The following is a 19,200-nucleotide window of genomic DNA, read 5'->3' as shown; positions in this document are numbered from 1 at the left end:
TTTCTGAGGGCAAATTGGGTTAGGCGGGCGAGGTGCGCTGGGGCATGGTAGCGCACGCGTCTATTCGCTTTTCGGGCTCTTGGTGGAGTCTCGCACCACCAGTTCCGTTGGCAGCGTGATCTGGTTGAACGGGACATCCAGACCGGCGATCATGGCCATCAGCATGTTGACCGCCGAACGACCCATTTGTTGCAGTGGCTGGTGCACGGTTGTCAGGGCCGGATGCATCTGTTCGGAAAGGGTAATATCGTCAAAGCCGACAAGGGAAATGTCCTCAGGCACTGAGAGACCGGCTTCGCGAATGGCAGACATGGCTCCTAGGGCGCTGACGTCGTTGGACGCGAAAATCGCAGTAGGCCGCTCTTTGAGCGCCAGCAGCTGTTTGGCTGCGTCATAGCCCCCCAGCTGCATATAGTCCCCCTCACAGATCAGGGAGGGGTCGGTATCCAGATTATACTGGGCGACCATATCCTGATAGGCTTTTAATCGACTGCGTGCTGAAAGCAGTTTGAGATTGCCGGTGATAAAGCCGATGCGCTTGTGACCCAACTCGATCAAATGGGTCATCGCCTGCCGGCCACCCTGATAGCCATCGGTAATCACGGCAGGGAAGGTGGGTTCGTCAAAAACGGTTTCCACCGTAACCACCGGTAAGGAGGCTTCGCGCAGCTTTTCCAGATAATCGGCTTCATAGGGCAACAGAACAATGATGCCGTCTGCGACCTGTTGCAACAGGTTGACCACGCTGGAAGGCGGCTGGGTGTCATTGTCCGGCAGGGAATAGACAAGCATCTCATAGCCCGCCCCGCGAATGGTGGTGCCTATACCCATAACCATCTCGCCGGTGAAAGAGGTGTGCAGCTGTGCCACGACGCCGATGATATGTGTGCGACCGTTGGAAAGCTTCTGCGCCAGAGGGTTGGCCACATAGCCCATTTCACTGGCAATGCGCTGGATATCTTCGCGCGTCTTGTCAGAAACACCCGGCTTGTCATTGAGCGCACGGGACGCCGTCATGCGTGAAACGCCTGCAACTTTTGCAACATCGGCGAGGGTGGGTTTTGGCATCTTCACTTGTAACCGTCTAGTTCAGCCCGAATTGGCAAATTGATCAAGAGACAACGCTATCGTGTAACGCAACAGCCTTCTCCGATAGGCGACTTTATACTTACACCGCTTGCTTCTCAGAAGCCTGCAGACAGATCACTCTTCGACTTTTGTATAGTTTTTTGTGGTTGTAGTCTCTATTTTCAGGCTACAACGGCAGAAAACAGCCTTTTTGTCGCAGGGTTTGACCTTCATACAGGCTTTTGCACTCTTTTCAAGTTTATTGACACGCAATAACGTTACCGGTAACGTAACATCTGTAAGATTGAAGGATCAAGCCTCGGGTCTGATCAACTCTTGAAATATGGGAGGAAAGGATGCAGCTAAAACTTTCAGGGCGCATCGCCGGTCTTCTGTGCGGTGTTGCCATGGCAGGCCTTCTGCCAATGAGCGCATCGGCTGACGACACAAAAATCATCACATCATGGGATTTGCAAACGCAGGAACGTACGGTTGCCACGATCCGCGACGCAGCGGACCGTTTCGAAGCAGCCAATCCCGGCTTCAAGGTCGAAGATGTGCACATCGCAAACGATGCCTATAAAACCAAATTGAAAATCGCGTTCGGTGCAAACGAAGCCCCTTGTGTCTTCACCAGCTGGGGTGGAGGCCCTCTGCGTGAATATATCAAGGCAGGCAACGTGACCAATCTGACGCCCTATCTGCAAAAGAACAAGGAATTCGCCGACCGGTTCCTGCCAGCCAGTTTCTCGCCAGCCAAATATGATGGCGATGTCTATGGCTTGCCCGTGATGGGCACCTCTGTGGCGGTGATCATCTACAACAAGGCCATCTTCGAGAAATTCGACATCAAGCCGCCAAAGACCTGGGCGGAACTGATGGATGTGGTCGAAACCCTCAACGAGCACAAGATCGCGCCCTTTGCGCTAGCCAACAAGGCCAAGTGGCCCGGCTCCATGTTCTTCGTCTATCTGGCAGATCGCATCGGTGGTCCGGACGTGTTCCAGAAAGCTGCCGACCGCGAGCCGGGTGGCTCCTTTGAAGATCCGACCTTCATCAAGGCCGGCAAGTTGCTTCAGGATCTGGTCAAGGCTGGCGGCTTTGCCCGCGGCTATAACGGGCTCGATTATGACATTGGCGGCTCGCGTCGTCTGCTTTATTCCGGCCGTGCAGCCATGGAACTGATGGGCAGCTGGGAATTCGGCTCTATCGAGAATGAAAATCCCGACTTTGCCAAGAATGTCGGTTTCTTCACCTTCCCGGCAGTGGAAGGGGGCAAAGGCGATCCGAACAATGCCATAGGCACCATGGGAGACAATTATATCTCCATCAACTCCGCTTGCCCCTATCAGGATAAAGCCTTTGAACTGCTGATGTATTCGACCGATGATACGGCTGCCAAACTGAAGATGGAAGACAACAAGATCTTGCCCATCAAGGACGCCGAGGTCGAAGATCCCTACCTCGCCGAGGTTATGGATGCCGTTGCCAAGGCTCCGAGCATCCAGCTCTGGTATGATCAGGAACTGGCACCATCGCTGGCTGAAATCCACAAGGATACCACACAGCAACTGCTGGGGCTCTCCATCACTCCGGAAGAAGCGGCCGCCAAGATGGAAGCCGCTGCCAAGGAACTCGCTGGCAAATAATCTCTCTTGAGAGACAATCCGTCGACATTGTGATCGATCTTTCCGGCCGCTGCCTTCCAGGGGCAACGGTCGGCTGCGGCCAAATGAAGGGATACTCCTCATGTCTGGTGGATCTCAACAATCCATGACACTTCGTTCAAGACAATCCTACCGGCGAGCGCAAAAGCTGGCCCCGTTTGTCTTCCTCGCTCCGGCAATCATCCTGTTGTCGGTCTTCCTCCTCTATCCGTTGATCTACAGTTTCCAGCTGTCGTTCCTGGATTGGAACGGGCTGGGCAATGGTGCCCGCTTCAACGGACTGGACAATTGGGAGCGGCTGCTCTCCGATGCCATATTCTGGCAATCGGCGCTGAACAACATCTATCTGGCGGTCTTCTCCGTGCTGATCCAGCTGCCCATCGCGGTGGTGCTGGCTGTGGTGCTGGATGAAGCGGCCAAGGGATCGCGGATACTCAAGATCCTCTATTTCATCCCGCTGCTCATGTCGAGCGTGGCGCTGGGAGTGCTGTTCAAGAACATCTTTGATCCCAACTTTGGCCCCATCAACGCCATTCTTGCAGAACTGGGTCTATATGACTGGACACAAGACTGGCTGGGCGATCCGGATCTGGCGTTGGGCTCGGTCATTGCCGTTGTCTGCTGGCAGAATGTGCCATTCTACATGGTGCTATTCCTCGCTGCCCTTTCCTCCTTCCCCCGGGAGATTGTGGAAGCGGCCAATCTGGATGGCGCCAGCCAGTCAACCATCTTCTGGCGATTGAAGCTGCCCCATCTGCAAGGCACGTTCCGTACGGCGGTGCTGCTCGCGGTCATCGGGTCCATGCGCTATTTCGACCTTGTCTATGTGATGACGGACGGTGGGCCTGAACATTCCTCGGAAATGATGGCGACCTACATGTACCACACCGTCTTCAACTCCTTTGAGATGGGCTATGGCAGCACCATTGCCTCGGCGATGTTCATCATCATCACCGTGATTGCCGCTATCTCCATGCGTCTATCCAAACGCTTTGAAACGGAGGTCTGAGCGATGCAAAAGAAACCGTTCAAATTCTCGAAAATCGCCTTTCCCGTGCTCGGCCTGTTCTGGCTTCTGGTCACCACGCTGCCCTTCATCTTCGTGGCTTTCACCAGCTTCAAGAGCTTGCAGGAGACCTACACCAATGCGGTCTGGATGCCGCCCGAGCATTGGAATTTTGACAATTACATCCAGTTGCTCAATGGATCCTTCTTGACCTATCTGCGCAACTCGATCTTTGTAATCTCCGTCTCTGTCATTCTCATCGTGCTTGTCAGCTCCATGGCGGCCTATGCGCTGGCGCGGCTCAAATTCCGCTTCAACAATCTGCTGTTTGGCCTCATCGTGGCAGGCATGATCGTGCCGCTGCATGTCACACTCGTGCCCATTTATCTGATGATCAAGAATATGGGCCTGTATGACACCATGTTTGCGCTCATCGGTCCCTATGTGGCTTGCAGTCTGCCGATTTCGGTGTTCATTCTCACCGAGTTCATGCGGCAGGTGCCCAAAGAGCTCGAGGAAGCCGCCTTTCTGGATGGCTGTGGCCCGTTCAAGATTTTCTTCAAGATCTTCTTCCCGCTGTCGGGGCCGGGCATCTCCACTGTGGCCATTTATAACGGCATCATGCTATGGAACGAGTTTGTCTTTGCCTATGTGCTGACCAGCTCGCCCGGCACACGCACCCTGCCGCTCGCCGTTTGGGATTTTCAGGGGCAATATGCCGCCGATATCCCGGCGATCCTTGCCGTGGTCACCCTCAGCACCCTGCCATTGATCATCGTCTATGCCATCGGTCAGGAAAAGATCGTCAACGGCATGATGGCCGGATCTTTGAAGGGATAGGCCATGGCAGAGCATCGACCCAACCAATTGAACCAAGCCTTTTTCCCTCGCCGCTTGACGCATCCCCTTGATGGGCAGGCGCCGCGGCGTACCAAAGACATCTCTGCAAAGAGGATCCATCAGTCATGACAAGCATTTCCCTAGACAATGCAGCCAAACGATTTGGCCGGGTGACCGTGCTGAATGACATCAATCTGGACATCGAGGATGGCAAATTCTGCGTCTTCCTTGGCCCTTCCGGCTGTGGCAAATCCACCCTTTTGCGCATGATCGCCGGCATCGAGACGCTCTCCGATGGCGAGCTGAAGATCGGTGGCCAGCGCATGAACGAGGCCTTGCCTGCCGAACGCCGTGTGGCGATGGTGTTCCAGAATTATGCGCTCTACCCCCATATGAGCGTGTTCGAGAATATGGCTTTCGGCCTCAAGCAGGCCAAGACGCCAAAGGATGAAATCACCAATCGGGTCAATGAGGCAGCTCACATCCTGCAAATTGAAAATCTGCTTGAGCGCAAGCCCAAGGAACTGTCCGGGGGTCAGCGCCAGCGCGTGGCCATTGGTCGGGCCATCGTGCGTCAGCCTGCGGTATTCCTGTTCGATGAGCCTCTATCCAACCTCGATGCCGCCCTGCGAGTGCATATGCGCACCGAGATTGCCAATCTGCATCGCAAATTCCCCGAAGCGAGCATGATCTATGTGACCCACGACCAGACCGAAGCGATGGCGTTGGCCGACAAGATCGTGTTGCTGCGGGCCGGGGACGATGTGATCAAGAAGGGCTCCATTGCCCAGATCGGTTCGCCGCTCGAACTGTATCACCGGCCGCAAAATCTCTTTGTGGCAGGGTTTCTCGGCTCCCCTTCCATGAATTTTCTACCCGTTACTCTTACAGGCGCGTCCAGTGAAGGGGCTACGGTCAAGCTGGAAAGTGGCGAAGAGCTGTTTGTGCCTGTTTCCGCCAGCCATCTGGCTGCGGGTACATCCCTGACGCTTGGCATCCGCCCCGAGCATATGCTGCCCGTTGGTGAGGACGTGAGCGAGCAGGTCTTTTCCCGACCCCTCAACGCGGTCGAGAATTTTGGTGAATATAGCTTCCTTTATCTCTCGAGCAATGCCGAGCAGCCGATGATTGCCAAGGTCTCCGACGAAGCCGTGGTGAATGTGCGCGGCGCCATTCGCTTCCATGTGCGTCCAGAGCTTTGCCATCTGTTCGACGGGGAAGGCGAAGCACTGACCCATCTCAACCCCGCCCCCAAATCTCTCAGCTTCGACGCTCTTTCGCTGTGATGCGTGCTTTCAAGGACTGACCATAATGACTGACATATTCAAAGACGCAACCCAAAGCCCAGAAGCGCGTGCGGATGATCTGTTATCCCGTATGACGCTGGACGAGAAAATCGGGCAGATGCACGCCGTTTGGCTGTTTCTCAACGAGAATGGCGAACATAATGTGCGTAGTGACCAGTTCACCGGCGAAAGCGATGCTGACACCCTGCGGCAGATGCTGGGGCGAGGACTGGGCCAGATCACCCGGCCGCTTGGCACCCGCAGCATAGACCCGGCAGAAGGCGTCCGGGCGCTCAATGCATTGCAAAAATTCATGCTAGAGGAAACCCGCCTCGGCATTCCGGTGATGTCGCATGAAGAATGCCTCTCGGGGCTGATGATCAAGGGCGCGACCCTGTTCCCCTCGGCGCTTGGCTATGGCGCGACATGGAATCCGGAACTCATCGAAGAAGTAGGCAAGATGATCGGCGAGGAAGCCCGGGCCGTGGGCTGCCATCAGGGCTTGGCTCCGGTGCTGGATGTGGCCCGCGACGCCCGCTGGGGTCGTACGGAAGAAACTTTCGGCGAAGACCCCTATCTCTGCGGGCTCATGGCGACCCATTATGTGAAGGGCCTGCAAGGCGAGAAGCGCGATCTGCTGGCCACTCTGAAGCATTATGCAGGCCATTCGGCCAGTGAGGGCGGACGCAACCATGCCCCGGTGCATATGGGCTGGCGCGAACTCAACGACATGTTCCTGCTGCCATTTGAAATGGCCGTGAAACTGGCCAATGCAGGCTCGGTCATGCCCGCCTATCATGACATCGACAATGAGCCGGTGCATGCCTCCCGTCATTTGCTGACCAAGGTGCTGCGCGAGGATTGGGGCTTTGATGGCCTGATCGTGGCCGACTATGTGGGCGTTTCTCTGCTGTATCAGCATCATGGCGTCGCAAGCGATGAAGCAGAAGCAGCAGCCTTGTCCTTCAATGCCGGTTTGGACATCGAACTGCCGGGGGATGACTGCGCCAAAGATCTGGAAGATGCCGTCAAACGCGGTCTCCTCACCGAGGAGACCATCAACGAAATAGTGAAACGGGTTCTCGTTGAGAAGTTCCGCATCGGCTTGTTCGAGAAACCTTACGCAGATGACAGCGCGGTTACGCTGCAAAGCGAAAAGGCCGTGGATGTGGCTCGTGAAGTGGCCGAACAGTCGGTCGTCATTGTGTCCAATGATGGCATCCTGCCGCTCAGCGGTCAGAAGAAAATTGCCGTCATCGGCCCGACGGCGGACGATCCATTGGCATTGCTGGGGGACTATAGCTTCCCGGTTCACCTCATTCATAATGACGAGGAAGAGGAAATCGGCAATGTCATCACCCCGCTTGCCGGGCTTAAGGAGCTCATTGGTGACAAGGTGGAAATCACCTATGCGCGCGGCTGCAACATCCTTGATGAACGCAAGGCCGGAGCGCCGGTCTTCCCCGGCGATGTGGACGACAGCACCAGTCTGGAACAGGCCTCAAGCCTGTCAACGCGGCTGGACATGATCCCCGATGCGGTAGCCGCCGCTGAGGAGGCTGATGTGGCCATCGTCTGCGTGGGCGACCTGTCCGGTATCTTCCAGACCGGCACCGTGGGCGAAGGCTCCGATGTCGACACCCTTAGGCTGCCCGCCGTGCAGCAAGAGCTGCTGGATGCGGTGGTTGCCACAGGCAAGCCGGTCATTGTGGTTCTGTCCTCCGGTCGCCCTTACAATCTGGGTGGTCTTGAAGACAAACTTGCAGCGCAGGTCATGACCTTCTTCTCCGGACAACAGGGAGGCACGGCTCTTGCCAATGTCCTCACCGGGGCGGTGGAGCCATCTGGACGTCTGACCCTGTCCATTCCAAAGAGTGCAGGGGCCGCGCCTTACTTCTATAATCACAATTTCAAAAGTTCGGGCACGCCGATCGCCCGCCACTTCGGCTCGGCTTACCCCTTCGGGCACGGCTTGAGCTATACCGATTTCGCATTCACGAACCTGTCTCTTGCCGAGGATCAGGTGGATTGCGAAAGCGGTGAAATCCGCCTGAGTTTCACCATCACCAATACGGGGCAACGGGCTGGCGTTGCGGTGCCTCAGCTTTATGTGCGAGATGAGCTGGCCAGTGTCGTTCGCCCCGTCAAGGAACTGAAGGCTTTCACGCGCATCGCGCTGGAAGCCGGTCAGACGGGTAAAGTAACCTTTGTGGTGCCAACCGACATGCTCTGCTTCACCGGTCCGCAAGGGCATAGGATCGTAGAGCCGGGACAGTTTGAACTGATGGTGGGCGCATCCAGCGGTGATATCCGCCTCAAGACAAAGGTAGCCCTGACAGGTTCGCTCCATACCCTTGCGCGTGATTGGCGTATGGTGAGCAAGACCGAGATCAGCTAAGACTTCATGAACCAGATGCAGGCGGGCATTGCCTGCCCCTTGTTTGTTCCTGCAAACGAAACCCTCATGGTCTTAAGGCCGTGAGGGTTTTCTGATTCTGAAGGGGCGTGACTTTTCGCGCCGTCACAAACGGGTGCGGTTTCATAAAAAAAAGGCTCCTCTGTTGCCAGAGGAGCCCTTGTAAATTGGACTTCCCGTTCATCCGTGCTGATGACAAACAGGGAAATCACAGCCTCAACACAAAAATAGGTTATAAAATACCACTTATATACACTTTAATCCAAAGTTGTACAATTCGAACGGATGACCTAAGTAAAAGTATCAATATTTGAACATTGTTGAACAAAATCTACATAAATACTCTTTCTGGTCGCCATTCAAATGCCAAAGTTGGCACTTATAAAACTCAATTTAAGCGGGATATTTGTGTTCAAAGTAAACCATAGCGTGCCTTATTTCGAGAGGCGTGTCCTATCGATATCTGAGCGACTGGATTCCACTTATAAAATATGAAACAAATGGAAATAATTGAGCGAACAGCCCTATCTAAAATGGCTGTATTTGCCCTGCGATATTGATAGAATTTAAAAACTGGAGAGAAATGAATGGTTTATCTATATATGGGGTATGGAAGTCTCGCCGCTCTTGACACATTGTTGGGTGACAATTTTTCAGATGCCAATACGAGCACACCTCAAGTCTATAACAATTACTATTTTGAGGGAGCCTACTATCAGTATTTTGCAACCGTATCGTCTTCAGCTTATCTCGGGGAACAACTCTATTCGGCATATCTCGCGATCGGGGGAAGAGATCTTGTCTATCAGGGGAACGTTCTGGAAGATGGTACCCTGCAGTTTTTAGACTTCAGAGTTAGAGAGTTCGGGGAGGCGACAACCGAGACATTGCTGAAGATATCCGGTATCTCCGTTCGGTATTCGGATGTTTATGCAATAGCGCAAACCGCATCGACAAAAGATGACGACGCTTACGTCAAATCAGTTTTGTCTGGCCATGATATTATCGACATTGGTGAATTGCAGCAACCGGTCTCGGATCAGGAAAGCGTGAGCCGGGATTGGGGCACGACGTTTTACAGCTATGCCGGCAATGATATCATCACGACCTACAATGGCGTTGATACGCTCTATGGTGGCCTTGGAAACGATACCATCAAAGCTGGCAACAATGGTGATTTCCTTTACGGCGGTGCAGGATCTGACAAACTCTTCGGACAGGCTGGCGCTGACAAACTCTTCGGCGGCCTTGGCGCGGATGTGCTAAACGGCGGTGCTGGCAATGACCGTCTGTTCGGCAACCAGCATGGTGACACGCTGATCGGCGGTCTTGGCAATGATTTGCTCGATGGTGGCATTGGTGCCGATACCATGTCTGGCAACCGCGGCAACGACACCTATATCGTTGACAATGTGGGAGACAAGGTCAGTGAGGCGGCAGGCCAGGGTATTGATCTGGTCAAAAGCTCGGTAAGCTTCTCCTTAAAGGCCCACAGTCAGAATATCGAAGCCCTGACCCTTTTGGGCAATCAGGCCATTGACGGTACGGGCAACGGCTTGGGCAATGCCATCACCGGCAACATGAAAGACAATGTGCTGAGCGGTCTGTTCGGCAATGATACGCTGACAGGGCGCGGTGGCAACGACACGCTGAATGGTGGCTTCGGCAATGACATTCTCAATGGCGGGTTCGGAGACGATATCCTCAATGGTGGCAAGGGCAATGACAAGCTCTATGCGTCCAACGGCAACGACAAGCTGAACGGCCACGAAGGCGCAGACAATCTCAATGGCGGCCTTGGCAACGATACCCTGAATGGCGGGGGCGGCAACGATATCCTCAATGGTCATGGCGGTAACGACATTCTCATTGGCGCCCTCGGCTGGGACAAGCTTTTTGGTGGCGCCGGGGCGGACAGCTTCACGGGAGGATTCGGAGCCGACACCATGTTTGCAGGCATTGATAATGCCGTTGATCGCTTCCTTTTCAACACAGTCAACGACAGCACGGCTGGCGCGGCACATGACAAGATTGCCGAATTCGATAGCGGCGAAGATGTGCTTGATCTCTCCGGAATTGATGCCAACAGCGCAGCCAATGGCAATCAGGCTTTCGCCTTTGCGGGCAGCTCAGCAGCAGCGCATTCTGTATGGCTGGAAACGGACGGATCGGATCTGCTGGTCTTTGCCGATGTGAATGGCGACGCCGTGGCTGATTTCGAGATCCAGATGGTCAATACCTCCACGCTGGTAGAAGGCGATTTCGTGCTTTAGAGCGCGTTCGGCTATATGTGCCAATCGAGATTGAAAAAGGCAGGATATCTTTCCGATATCCTGCCTTTTTCAGTTTGACATTTGTGCAAAGGATCGCTGCTTACAGCACCTCTTGCAGGAAGTGCTTGAGGCGTTCGTTCTTCGGATTGTCGAAGATCTGCTGCGGGGCACCGGCCTCGATGATGCGGCCTTCATCCATGAAGACCACCTGATCTGCAACCTTGCGGGCAAAGCCCATTTCGTGGGTGACCACAACCATGGTCATGCCACGCTTGCCGAGATCAGTCATCAGTTCAAGAACACCCTTGACCAACTCGGGGTCGAGCGCGCTGGTGACTTCGTCAAACAGGATGACTTCCGGTTCCATGGCCAATGTACGGGCAATGGCCACACGCTGCTGCTGCCCACCAGACAAGTTGGCCGGACGGTGGTTCATGCGCGAAGCAAGGCCTACGTCTGTGAGACGTTCCTCAGCCAGTTTGCGGGCTTCGGCCGTCGACATTTTCTTGACCTTGTTAAGAGCAAGGCTGACATTCTGCAAGGCAGTATGGTCCGGGAACAGGTTGAACTGCTGGAACACCATGCCAATGCGGCGTCTGAGGGTTTCCGGTTGCATGGTCAGCACGTCGCTGCCATCCAGTGTGACCGCTCCCGCCTTTGGCTCAACCAATCGGTTGAGGCCGCGCAAGAGGGTGGACTTACCCGAGCCCGATGGTCCGATCACGCAAGTAACCGACCCGGCGGGTACTTCCAGCGTCACATCCTTCAATACTTCAACCTCACCATAAGCCATCGTCAGGTGGTCGATCTTCAGGCTGCCGCCTTTGAAGGTCGGTCGCGCGTCTGCATTCTTGACGGCGGCCTGCTCGGTGACCTCTTCAAGCCCGGAAACCGGGGCCTGTTTGACGATGCGTCCCGTGCGCAAGCGGTCATCGATATAGTTGACCAGATGGGTCAGGGGAACCGTGATGATCAGATAGAAGATACCGGCCAGCAACAGAGGCGAGAGGTTGCCGGTAACCACGGCCTGATCCTGCCCAACGCGAAACAGATCGCGCTGATAGGTGAGCAGACCAAGGAAATAGACAAGGCTCGAATCCTTGACGTTGCCGATAAACTGGTTGACCAGCGCAGGCAGAATGCGTCGGATACCCTGCGGCACAACGATCAGGCGCATGCCTTGTCCATAGCTCATGGAAAGAGCGCGGCAGGCTTCCATCTGTCCCTTGTCAACGCTCTGGATACCGGAGCGGAAAATCTCGCCAATATAGGCGCCGGCAATCAGGCTGAGGGCGGCAATGCCCAGAGGGAAAGGGGAGGGGCCGAAAAGCTCGCGACCGATACGGGCAAAGCCCTGACCGATCAGCAGGATGGTGACAGTTGCGGGGAGACCGCGGAAGATATCAGTATAGATGCGCGCTGGCAGTTTCAGCCAGGGCGAGCGGGAAATGCCCATGACAGCCAGCACGATGCCGATCAAGACACCGAAAAAGGTTGAAAATGCAGCGAGGATAAGTGTGTTCTTGAGCCCGATGTAAAACATGCTGGGCAGAACGGAGGCCATAGCATCAAAATCCAGAAAACTACGCCGTAAGGTTTCTAACCATTCCATTTATAAAGTTGTCCCGTTAATTACCGTTGGCGAGAAAGCCCCAAAATACGAAAAAGGTGCCGCACTAAATCAGGGAGAGGAGGCTATTCCAGGCTGGACCACGTCTTGAATATGAGAGGTGTTTTCTGCCGGTTTCGAGGGCGGGCTGCGCCGCCCCCGATCTTTGCGGTAAGCTGGTTTTGCTCAATGTGCGAACATTACTCTTTTGGCAGATACTGTTCAGGCATTGGGCTGCCCGGGAACCATTTGGTGTGCAGCTCTTTCCAGGTGCCATCCTGCATGGCTTCGTGGATTTTCTCGTTCAGTGCTTCAAGCAGTTTCGGGTTGTCTTTGCGGACAACAAACCCGGCAGGCGCATCGAAGGAAGCAAAATTCTGCTGAACCTTCAGGTCCGGGAAGTTCTGGCCGAACTGTTTGGCTGCTTCGAAATCAAGGAAGTGCGCATCAATCATGCCATTGTTCATGGCAGCAACGGCGCTGTTGTTGTCCGGGAAACGGACCAGCTGCGCATCAGGGAAGTGCTTTTGGGCATAGTCGTCCTGCAGTGTACCCTGTACGATACCAAGGCGCTTGTCTTTGAGGCTCTCAATGGTGGTGAGCGAGGAATCTGCGCTCAGAACCGAGAGGAAGCCTGCCAGATAGCCATCGGTGAAGTTGGCAACTTCCTTGCGTTTTGCGGTGGTGCCGATGGCGCCGACAGCTACATCGAAGCGGCCGTTGGCAACAGACGGAATAAGGGCGGCGAAGTCCTGACCGACAAAGGTTACCTTGTCTTTTTCAATGCCAAGGCGGCCTGCGATATTCTGGAAAAATTCCACGTCAAAACCGGAGAAGGTACCTTCTGCGGTGACAAAGGCATATGGCTTGGCGTCGGACATGGTGCCAACCATGATGGAATTCGGGTCGAGCAGATCATAGGGATTGTCATCTGCAGCATTGGCGGGGACTGCAATAAAGGATACAAAGAGTCCTGACATTAGCGCCATGCAGGAACGGCGGGTGAGGGTGCCGAGTGTTGTGGTGAGCTTCATGCTGTTCTCCATCGGATCTTTGCCGGTGTCCAAATAATCGAACGAATTTTCCGGCAAAGTCGAATTTTGTTTCGAGTTTGGCGTTTATTAGGCCGATCCTTATTTGTGAGACCGGTCTCAATCAAAGACTATGATGATCTTGACTGCACGTCAACTCATCTGTAGGCATTTAAATTATGGAAAAAAAGAATCTGCATTCTTCATCAGTAACCGTGGCCGATGTTGCCCGGCATGCGAACGTGTCAAAGTCAACTGCGGCACGTGTCCTCGGGGGCTATGGCGTAACGAGCGAAAAAGTGCGCGAACGCGTGCAGGCTTCGGCTAAAGCTCTGAAATATCGGCCCAATGAGTTGGCCAGATCGATGACGACCGGAAAGTCGAAAACAATCGGCGTTGTTGTTGGGGATATTGAGAACTCATTCTTTGGTATTGCTGTGCGCAGCATCACCGATGTGGCCAATGCCCATGGGTTCAACGTGATTCTGGCCAATTCCGACGAAAATTTCGATGTGGAACGTGAAGCTGTGAATGTTCTGGTGGGAAAACAGGTCGACGGTTTGATCGTTACACCCGCCAGCCGCTATGAAATCGGCCATCTGGAAAATCTCAAATCAGAGAATTGCAAGGTCGTGCTTTTCGACCGTGAGATTCCCAGCCTGGATATGGATACGGTGGTCAGTGATGATCAGGAAGCTGCCGCTGCCGTGACCAAACAGCTTCTGGATGCAGGGCACTGCCGTCTGGCCTTTGTGACTGCGACAGAGGAAAAAGACAGCGATGCAGACGGTGCCTTGCATATTCCCACCTCATCGGTCGGGCGTCGTATTGAGGGCTTCCTCACCGCTTGCAATGAGGGCGGCATTGCCAGAGAAGATAGCCTGATTGTGCTCAATTCCGATCCCAAGGCGGGGCTCGGGGTTTCAATCAGTAAAATGCTGGATCAGCCCAACCGGCCCACGGCCATTCTGGCCTCCGATAGTCATGTTGCGCTAGAGATCTTCAAACAGGCTCAGGAGCGCAATATCGAGATGCCGAGCCAGCTGTCCCTGATCGCATTCCACAATGCCGATTGGACCGAGGTCACGCGTCCTGCCATTACGGTGGTGGATCAGCCCGTTGCGCAAATGGGCCGCTGGAGTGCAGAGCAGTTGATCAAGCGGATAGAAGGCTGCACTGAGCCTGCCTTGCGGCATGTCATGAAAATGAAGGTGATCAACCGACAGTCGGTTGTGCCTCCGGCCTGATGGAAGGGGAGAGGCGGCCCTGCATGTGCGGCTTTAACACCACATGCAGGGGATAGCATGCCTTTTCGGGAGAAAATGCCGGACCGATGCGTTGCCCCGCCATTTGAGACGGGGTGTTTTTTCAAGAAACCTTGTAGGGATAGCCGAAAGCTCCGAAGCGGGTGCATGTGTCGGCTGCAAAACTGGCTGCATCATCAAGAGATTGCTCAACGCTATGCCTCATCAGAATGCCGCTTATATAGGCCGCGATAAAGGAATCGCCAGCGCCAAGGGTATCGGTGACTTCAACCGGCTTGATGCCCTGACGATAGCGTTTACCATCTACGCTCCAGAAGGCGCCATCCGAACCACGTGTCACACCCACGGTCGAGACGCCCAGCCCTGAGACGGTGTCGATAAGATCATCAATGCCCTTGTCATCCAGCTCCGAGCCGGAAAAGAAGGCCATGGTGATATATGGGACAACGCTCTTCACATAATCGATATCGAGAAAAGAGGAAAAGTCGAAGGAAACGGAGTTCGCTCTTTCGCGGATCTTGGGCAGTTCATTTTCCAGATAGCTGAAAACCGAAGTATGGACACAGCCATACTCTTCGACAGCCGCAAGGTCTTCCTCTTCCATGCGCAGCGCTAGACGACGCTGGATGCCGCCCTTGTTCGAGCCCAGAAACACCCGGTCGCCCTTGTCATCAAGATGAACAACCGCCTTGCCATTTTCGCCGCACGCCTTACGCAGGCGTTCTATCCAAATGTCTTCAGCGGCAAGGCTCTTGGCGACATGCTCGCCTTCCACATCATTGCCGACAAGCCCTATATATCCAGCTTTCTGGAGGCCAAACCGCTTGGCCAGCACAGCAACATTAAGCGCATTCCCACCGGGGAAGAATTCATTGCGATCTTTATAGAAGTCGACGACGTTGTCGCCGATGCCCAGAAGGGAAGCTTTATTTTCTGAGAGTGTCATTGAAGGGCTTTCAAATTCGGTCTTGTCTTTAGAATTGCTTGCTTTGAGCAAGAAAGTAAAGAACGGGCAGGAGACCAGAGGGGAAAGCCCCCCACCCGAAGGAGATTAATATTCCATGCGCCACATATAACGGCGAACGGTGAGCGGATGACCGCGGCTGTCGCTGAGTTCGACGGCATAGACGCGCAGAACCAGATTGAACATGATCGGCGTCAGATATTCGGCGGCTTCGCCGGCGATGGCTTCAAGGCCGAAATCTTCCGCGTCGAGAACCGTCAGGCGTTTGGAATATTTCTCAGCGAAAGCCAACGCGCGTTCATCCATTTTGCGCGCATTGCCAAGGCCCTTGAGAATGATAATCGGCGTGTCGAAATCGGTGATTTCAAACGGGCCGTGGAAATATTCACCCGAATGGATGCAAGCCGAATGCACCCACTGCATTTCCTGTAGCAGGCAGATGGCGAAGGCATAGGCGGTAGAATGGTTGGAGCCCGAAGCCATGGTATAGATGACCGGTTCGCGCTTGTGGGATTCCCCAAACTCGGACGCCGCGGCGGCGTATTTTTCCTTCAGCTTTTCGCCCATGTCATGCAGAGCGGGCACAGCCTTGCTGACCAGCGCATATTTGCTGTTGCCTTCCAGCTTGTCGAGAATGCCGAAGACCAACAGCAGCAGCATCACCGAATTGTGCTTGCTGGTTACCGCCAGCGGGTCCCATTCATAAAAGACGGTGTTCTCGGTTGCCTTGTCCAGAGGCGAGTCTGCCAGATTGGTCAGCGAGATGGTCAGCGCGCCAGCCTTGCGGGCATATTCGGTGGCTGCGACGGTTTCTGGCGTGTTACCGGAATGGGAGCAGGTGATGACCAGCGAGTCCTTGCCAAGGCGCACAGGCGCCCGCGAAAGGAACTCGGCAGAGCTATAGCCATAAGAGGCGATGGATTTGGCCTCGCGGTCAACGACATACTGGCCTTCCTGCAAAAGAGCATAGGACCCGCCACATGCTACAAAATAGATTTCACGGATGGTGCCGCGCGCAGCAACCGCAGCGATCGCTTCTTCCAGACCGTAGTTCTTGACTTGATCGTTCATACCGAAATCCTTAGTGACATTATATGATGTCTTGTAACTAATCTGCTATTGAGACCGGTGTCAATATTACAAAACCGGCATTTTTTGGCAAGAAGAAAGAAAATTTCATTCACTTGTTAGAAATGGCTCACATGCGGATCACGCTGCCGGGTTCATGCGTCGGGGGCCTGACGCGGGGCACGGGAAGGGAGCTTGACCGCAGCCAACGGGAGATTTGAGCCTACGGATTGCGCTACGGGCAAAAAGAAAGGGGCACAAGGCCCCTTGAGTTTCTGCTATCAGAAGGGCGGGGCGACTGCCTGCTCTTCTTGTGGATCATTGGCCCGAATAACATGGAAGCGGGCCATAGGTTATGTGGCTATTGGGTCAGAACCGTCTGCATGCGTTCAAGGCCATCAAGCAATTGAGCGCGCGGACAGGCCATGTTGAGCCGGATGTAGCCTTCTCCTGCTGCGCCATAGAGGGTGCCACTGTTGACCAACAGGTGGCCCTCCGTGGCGAGTCGTGCCTCGATAGCGTCGGAGGAAAGGGAAAGCGCACGGCAGTCGATCCAGGCCAGATAGGTGGCCTCCTGTTGTGTCAGGCGTAAGGTCGGCATATTGCTTGCGATGAAGTCCGAAACGGTCTGGTAATTTGCCTGCAGGTAGCCTCGCAATTCATCAAGCCAGCTGCCGCCTTCACGATAGGCAGCGATCAGGGCAGCTACGCCGAAGGGATTGACGTCGCAAACCTCGTGAATATTGATCGCCTTGCCGATGCGGCTGCGCAGCTCTTCATCTGTCACAACAATATTGGCGATCTGCAACCCGGCAATATTGAAGGCCTTGCTGGGCGAAATGCATGTCACAGATGCTGCCAGGAATTCCTGCTTGATGGTGGCGAAGGGGTGGTGCGTATGGTCGGGGAAGGTCAGATCGCAGTGGATCTCGTCACTTACCACGGTTACGCCATGCCGTAAGCAAATGTCTCCGATGCGGCTGAGTTCCTCCACGCGCCAACTGCGCCCCACCGGATTATGTGGATTGCATAAAAGCATCACATGCACATCCGGTTCGGCGGCCTTGGCTTCCAGATCCTCAAAGTCGATGCCATAGTGTCCGTCTTCACCTGCAATGAGGACATTTTCCAAAGGAATGCAGCCCATATTGGCGATGGAAGAGTAAAAGCAGTTATAGACCGGCGTCTGGATCAGTACGCGTTCGCCCGGTCGCGTCAGGGCCTTGAGGATCGCCGAGATGGCCGGAACCACACCCGATGTGTAGATCACCCAGTCACGCTCGATCTGGAACCCGTGACGGTTGGCAAACCAGGAGCCCAGAGCCTCATAATAGGCATCGGGCACCTTGGTATAACCGAATACCCCGTGGGCGACGCGGTCGGAAAGCGCTTCGATGATGGCTGGTGCCGTGCGGAAGTCCATATCCGCTACCCACATGGGTAGGCTTTGGAGATCATCCGAGCTGTCCCACTTGTAAGATCCGCTGCCGCGTCTGGGAATGATGACATCAAATTGCGAGGTCATGGCTTACGCTACATCCTGAAGCTCGGTTTCGATGGTGCAGGCCCCCGGAGTGATGCAATTCTCATCGATGATGATCTCGCCGATGCTGCGCGCCTTGATGCTACCACCCTTGGGATTCTTGATGCTGATGATATCGGTCTTGATGTCGGCCTTGAGCGTGGCATATTCAAAGCATAGATCCGTGTCTTCCATACGGCAATTTTCCATCACCAGATCCTGCGCATAGCAAAGCGGTTGCTCGCCACGAATGGTGCAATTAACCAGACGCAGATTCTTCGAGTGCCAGCCGAGATATTCCCCTTCGATTACACTGTCATAGACCGTCACATTTTCTGCGCCCCAGAACGCATCCTTGGAGGCAAGATGGGAATTGCGGATAGTGACATTCTTGGCGTCCTGAAAGGAATAATTGCCTTGCAACGTCATGGCGTCGATCTTGATCTCTTCGCAATTCATGAAGACATAGTCCGCACCCTTCAGCGTCAAATTGTCGAGGGTGATGTGATCGCAGGTCCAAAGCGTTTCTCCGGCATTGGGGAAACAGGTGTTTTCGATGGTGAGATGGGAGACCCGGCGGAACATCTTGGGTGCTTCAATGGTGCAGTTGCGCATGGTCAGGTCCTGTGTGTACCAGATGGCCGCGCGGGCATAAACGGTAAACAGGCTATCCTCGATCAACACCCGTTCGCTGTGCCAGAGAGGATATTTGCCCATGAAGTCGCACCCGCGGATCACGATGTCATGGCTATGCTTGAGGGGAGATTCTCCAGGGTAGAAGCGGACATGGTCGAGTTCGGTTTCGCCAAGGGCATAAAGGGGGCGTTCGCCCTCATAGAAACGGTCTTCAATTCTGTTTTTTGTCGTGATCTTGCTTGTCATTACGGATCTGGTTTCTTGTTTGCGACTGAAGCTGCAATTGACAATGGAAGCCTTGCGGGGTGCTTGGCCGGGCCAGTTGCTCGGTGTCTATGCTTGGGTGGTCCTCATTGACCGCTCCGCTTCAGCGCCTGGGTCCAAGGGTTGGTATGCTGCGAATTTAGGACAGATCCGAATGCCCGTGTAGGTGTCTGGAAGAACAACCAAATATGAATGCAGTTCATCAATCTTTTGTGATCTGCCTCATCGAACTGCCTCATCGAACTGCCCATCTATAGATGGCCCGCAGGCGCTCGGGCGAAGGGT

General features: G+C 54.5%; 14 protein-coding genes. 7 read left to right on the top strand and 7 right to left on the bottom strand.

What is annotated here, in order from left to right:
• Positions 1 to 60: 60 nt before the first annotated feature.
• Positions 61 to 1,068 carry a LacI family DNA-binding transcriptional regulator gene (locus tag BM258_RS08755; protein ID WP_090071172.1) on the bottom strand — a complete coding sequence of 336 codons (1,008 nt, stop codon included), beginning with the start codon at positions 1,066 to 1,068 and terminating at the stop codon, positions 61 to 63.
• 356 nt (positions 1,069 to 1,424) lie between these two features.
• Here BM258_RS08755 and BM258_RS08750 point away from each other — a divergent pair, with 356 nt between their 5' ends.
• The 6 genes from BM258_RS08750 (at position 1,425) to BM258_RS08725 (ending at position 10,556) form a co-directional block, all read left to right on the top strand.
• Positions 1,425 to 2,717, top strand: a complete 1,293-nt coding sequence (locus BM258_RS08750) for an extracellular solute-binding protein (protein WP_210186701.1) — start codon at positions 1,425 to 1,427, stop codon at positions 2,715 to 2,717.
• Between the two features lie 100 nt (positions 2,718 to 2,817).
• Positions 2,818 to 3,744, top strand: a complete 927-nt coding sequence (locus BM258_RS08745; RefSeq protein WP_210186700.1) for a carbohydrate ABC transporter permease — start codon at positions 2,818 to 2,820, stop codon at positions 3,742 to 3,744.
• A 3-nt stretch (positions 3,745 to 3,747) separates the two neighbouring features.
• Positions 3,748 to 4,581 (top strand): carbohydrate ABC transporter permease, encoded by an 834-nt coding sequence (locus tag BM258_RS08740; protein ID WP_090071170.1) that lies wholly within the window; start codon positions 3,748 to 3,750, stop codon positions 4,579 to 4,581.
• A 125-nt stretch (positions 4,582 to 4,706) separates the two neighbouring features.
• On the top strand, positions 4,707 to 5,867 hold the full coding sequence (locus BM258_RS08735) for an ABC transporter ATP-binding protein (RefSeq protein ID WP_090071168.1): 1,161 nt from the start codon (positions 4,707 to 4,709) through the stop codon (positions 5,865 to 5,867).
• Between the two features lie 25 nt (positions 5,868 to 5,892).
• Entirely contained in the window at positions 5,893 to 8,265 is a 2,373-nt protein-coding gene (locus BM258_RS08730; RefSeq protein ID WP_090071166.1) for a glycoside hydrolase family 3 N-terminal domain-containing protein, read from the top strand.
• Positions 8,266 to 8,870: 605 nt separating this feature from the next.
• Positions 8,871 to 10,556, top strand: a complete 1,686-nt coding sequence (locus BM258_RS08725; protein ID WP_090071164.1) for a calcium-binding protein — start codon at positions 8,871 to 8,873, stop codon at positions 10,554 to 10,556.
• A gap of 100 nt (positions 10,557 to 10,656) precedes the next feature.
• Here the strand turns inward: BM258_RS08725 and BM258_RS24935 are convergent, their stop codons facing one another.
• A complete protein-coding gene (locus tag BM258_RS24935; protein WP_090071162.1) occupies positions 10,657 to 12,168 on the bottom strand; it encodes an amino acid ABC transporter permease/ATP-binding protein in 1,512 nt (503 codons plus the stop codon).
• Between the two features lie 197 nt (positions 12,169 to 12,365).
• Positions 12,366 to 13,154 (bottom strand): ABC transporter substrate-binding protein, encoded by a 789-nt coding sequence (locus BM258_RS08715; RefSeq protein ID WP_407062709.1) that lies wholly within the window; start codon positions 13,152 to 13,154, stop codon positions 12,366 to 12,368.
• A 221-nt stretch (positions 13,155 to 13,375) separates the two neighbouring features.
• On the opposite strand from BM258_RS08715, the gene BM258_RS08710 reads away from it, so the two are divergent.
• Positions 13,376 to 14,443, top strand: coding sequence for a LacI family DNA-binding transcriptional regulator (locus BM258_RS08710; protein ID WP_090071160.1), 1,068 nt, complete (start codon positions 13,376 to 13,378; stop codon positions 14,441 to 14,443).
• Positions 14,444 to 14,564: 121 nt separating this feature from the next.
• On the opposite strand, the gene BM258_RS08705 is transcribed toward BM258_RS08710, so the two are convergent.
• From BM258_RS08705 to BM258_RS08690, 4 genes are all read right to left on the bottom strand, one after another.
• Entirely contained in the window at positions 14,565 to 15,407 is an 843-nt protein-coding gene (locus BM258_RS08705; protein ID WP_090071158.1) for a PfkB family carbohydrate kinase, read from the bottom strand.
• A 105-nt stretch (positions 15,408 to 15,512) separates the two neighbouring features.
• A complete protein-coding gene (locus tag BM258_RS08700; RefSeq protein ID WP_090071156.1) occupies positions 15,513 to 16,496 on the bottom strand; it encodes an SIS domain-containing protein in 984 nt (327 codons plus the stop codon).
• Positions 16,497 to 16,854: 358 nt separating this feature from the next.
• Entirely contained in the window at positions 16,855 to 18,018 is a 1,164-nt protein-coding gene (locus BM258_RS08695; protein ID WP_090071154.1) for a MalY/PatB family protein, read from the bottom strand.
• A gap of 3 nt (positions 18,019 to 18,021) precedes the next feature.
• Positions 18,022 to 18,897: a DUF3737 family protein gene (locus BM258_RS08690; RefSeq protein ID WP_090071152.1), complete on the bottom strand. Its 876-nt coding sequence runs from the start codon at positions 18,895 to 18,897 to the stop codon at positions 18,022 to 18,024.
• Between the last annotated feature and the right edge of the window lie 303 nt (positions 18,898 to 19,200).

The organism is Cohaesibacter marisflavi, from assembly GCF_900115225.1.
In the GTDB taxonomy this organism is placed as follows: Bacteria; Pseudomonadota; Alphaproteobacteria; order Rhizobiales; family Cohaesibacteraceae; genus Cohaesibacter; species Cohaesibacter marisflavi.
Note: the sequence above shows the minus strand (reverse complement) of the source record. Positions and strands in the feature narration are given on the sequence as shown.

Coding starts and splice junctions, on each gene's coding strand:
- BM258_RS08755 (WP_090071172.1), bottom strand. CDS start 1,068: ATGCCAAAACCCACCCTCGCCGATGTTGCAAAAGTTGCAGGCGTTTCA.
- BM258_RS08750 (WP_210186701.1), top strand. CDS start 1,425: ATGCAGCTAAAACTTTCAGGGCGCATCGCCGGTCTTCTGTGCGGTGTT.
- BM258_RS08745 (WP_210186700.1), top strand. CDS start 2,818: ATGTCTGGTGGATCTCAACAATCCATGACACTTCGTTCAAGACAATCC.
- BM258_RS08740 (WP_090071170.1), top strand. CDS start 3,748: ATGCAAAAGAAACCGTTCAAATTCTCGAAAATCGCCTTTCCCGTGCTC.
- BM258_RS08735 (WP_090071168.1), top strand. CDS start 4,707: ATGACAAGCATTTCCCTAGACAATGCAGCCAAACGATTTGGCCGGGTG.
- BM258_RS08730 (WP_090071166.1), top strand. CDS start 5,893: ATGACTGACATATTCAAAGACGCAACCCAAAGCCCAGAAGCGCGTGCG.
- BM258_RS08725 (WP_090071164.1), top strand. CDS start 8,871: ATGGTTTATCTATATATGGGGTATGGAAGTCTCGCCGCTCTTGACACA.
- BM258_RS24935 (WP_090071162.1), bottom strand. CDS start 12,168: ATGGAATGGTTAGAAACCTTACGGCGTAGTTTTCTGGATTTTGATGCT.
- BM258_RS08715 (WP_407062709.1), bottom strand. CDS start 13,154: ATGGCGCTAATGTCAGGACTCTTTGTATCCTTTATTGCAGTCCCCGCC.
- BM258_RS08710 (WP_090071160.1), top strand. CDS start 13,376: ATGGAAAAAAAGAATCTGCATTCTTCATCAGTAACCGTGGCCGATGTT.
- BM258_RS08705 (WP_090071158.1), bottom strand. CDS start 15,407: ATGACACTCTCAGAAAATAAAGCTTCCCTTCTGGGCATCGGCGACAAC.
- BM258_RS08700 (WP_090071156.1), bottom strand. CDS start 16,496: ATGAACGATCAAGTCAAGAACTACGGTCTGGAAGAAGCGATCGCTGCG.
- BM258_RS08695 (WP_090071154.1), bottom strand. CDS start 18,018: ATGACCTCGCAATTTGATGTCATCATTCCCAGACGCGGCAGCGGATCT.
- BM258_RS08690 (WP_090071152.1), bottom strand. CDS start 18,897: ATGACAAGCAAGATCACGACAAAAAACAGAATTGAAGACCGTTTCTAT.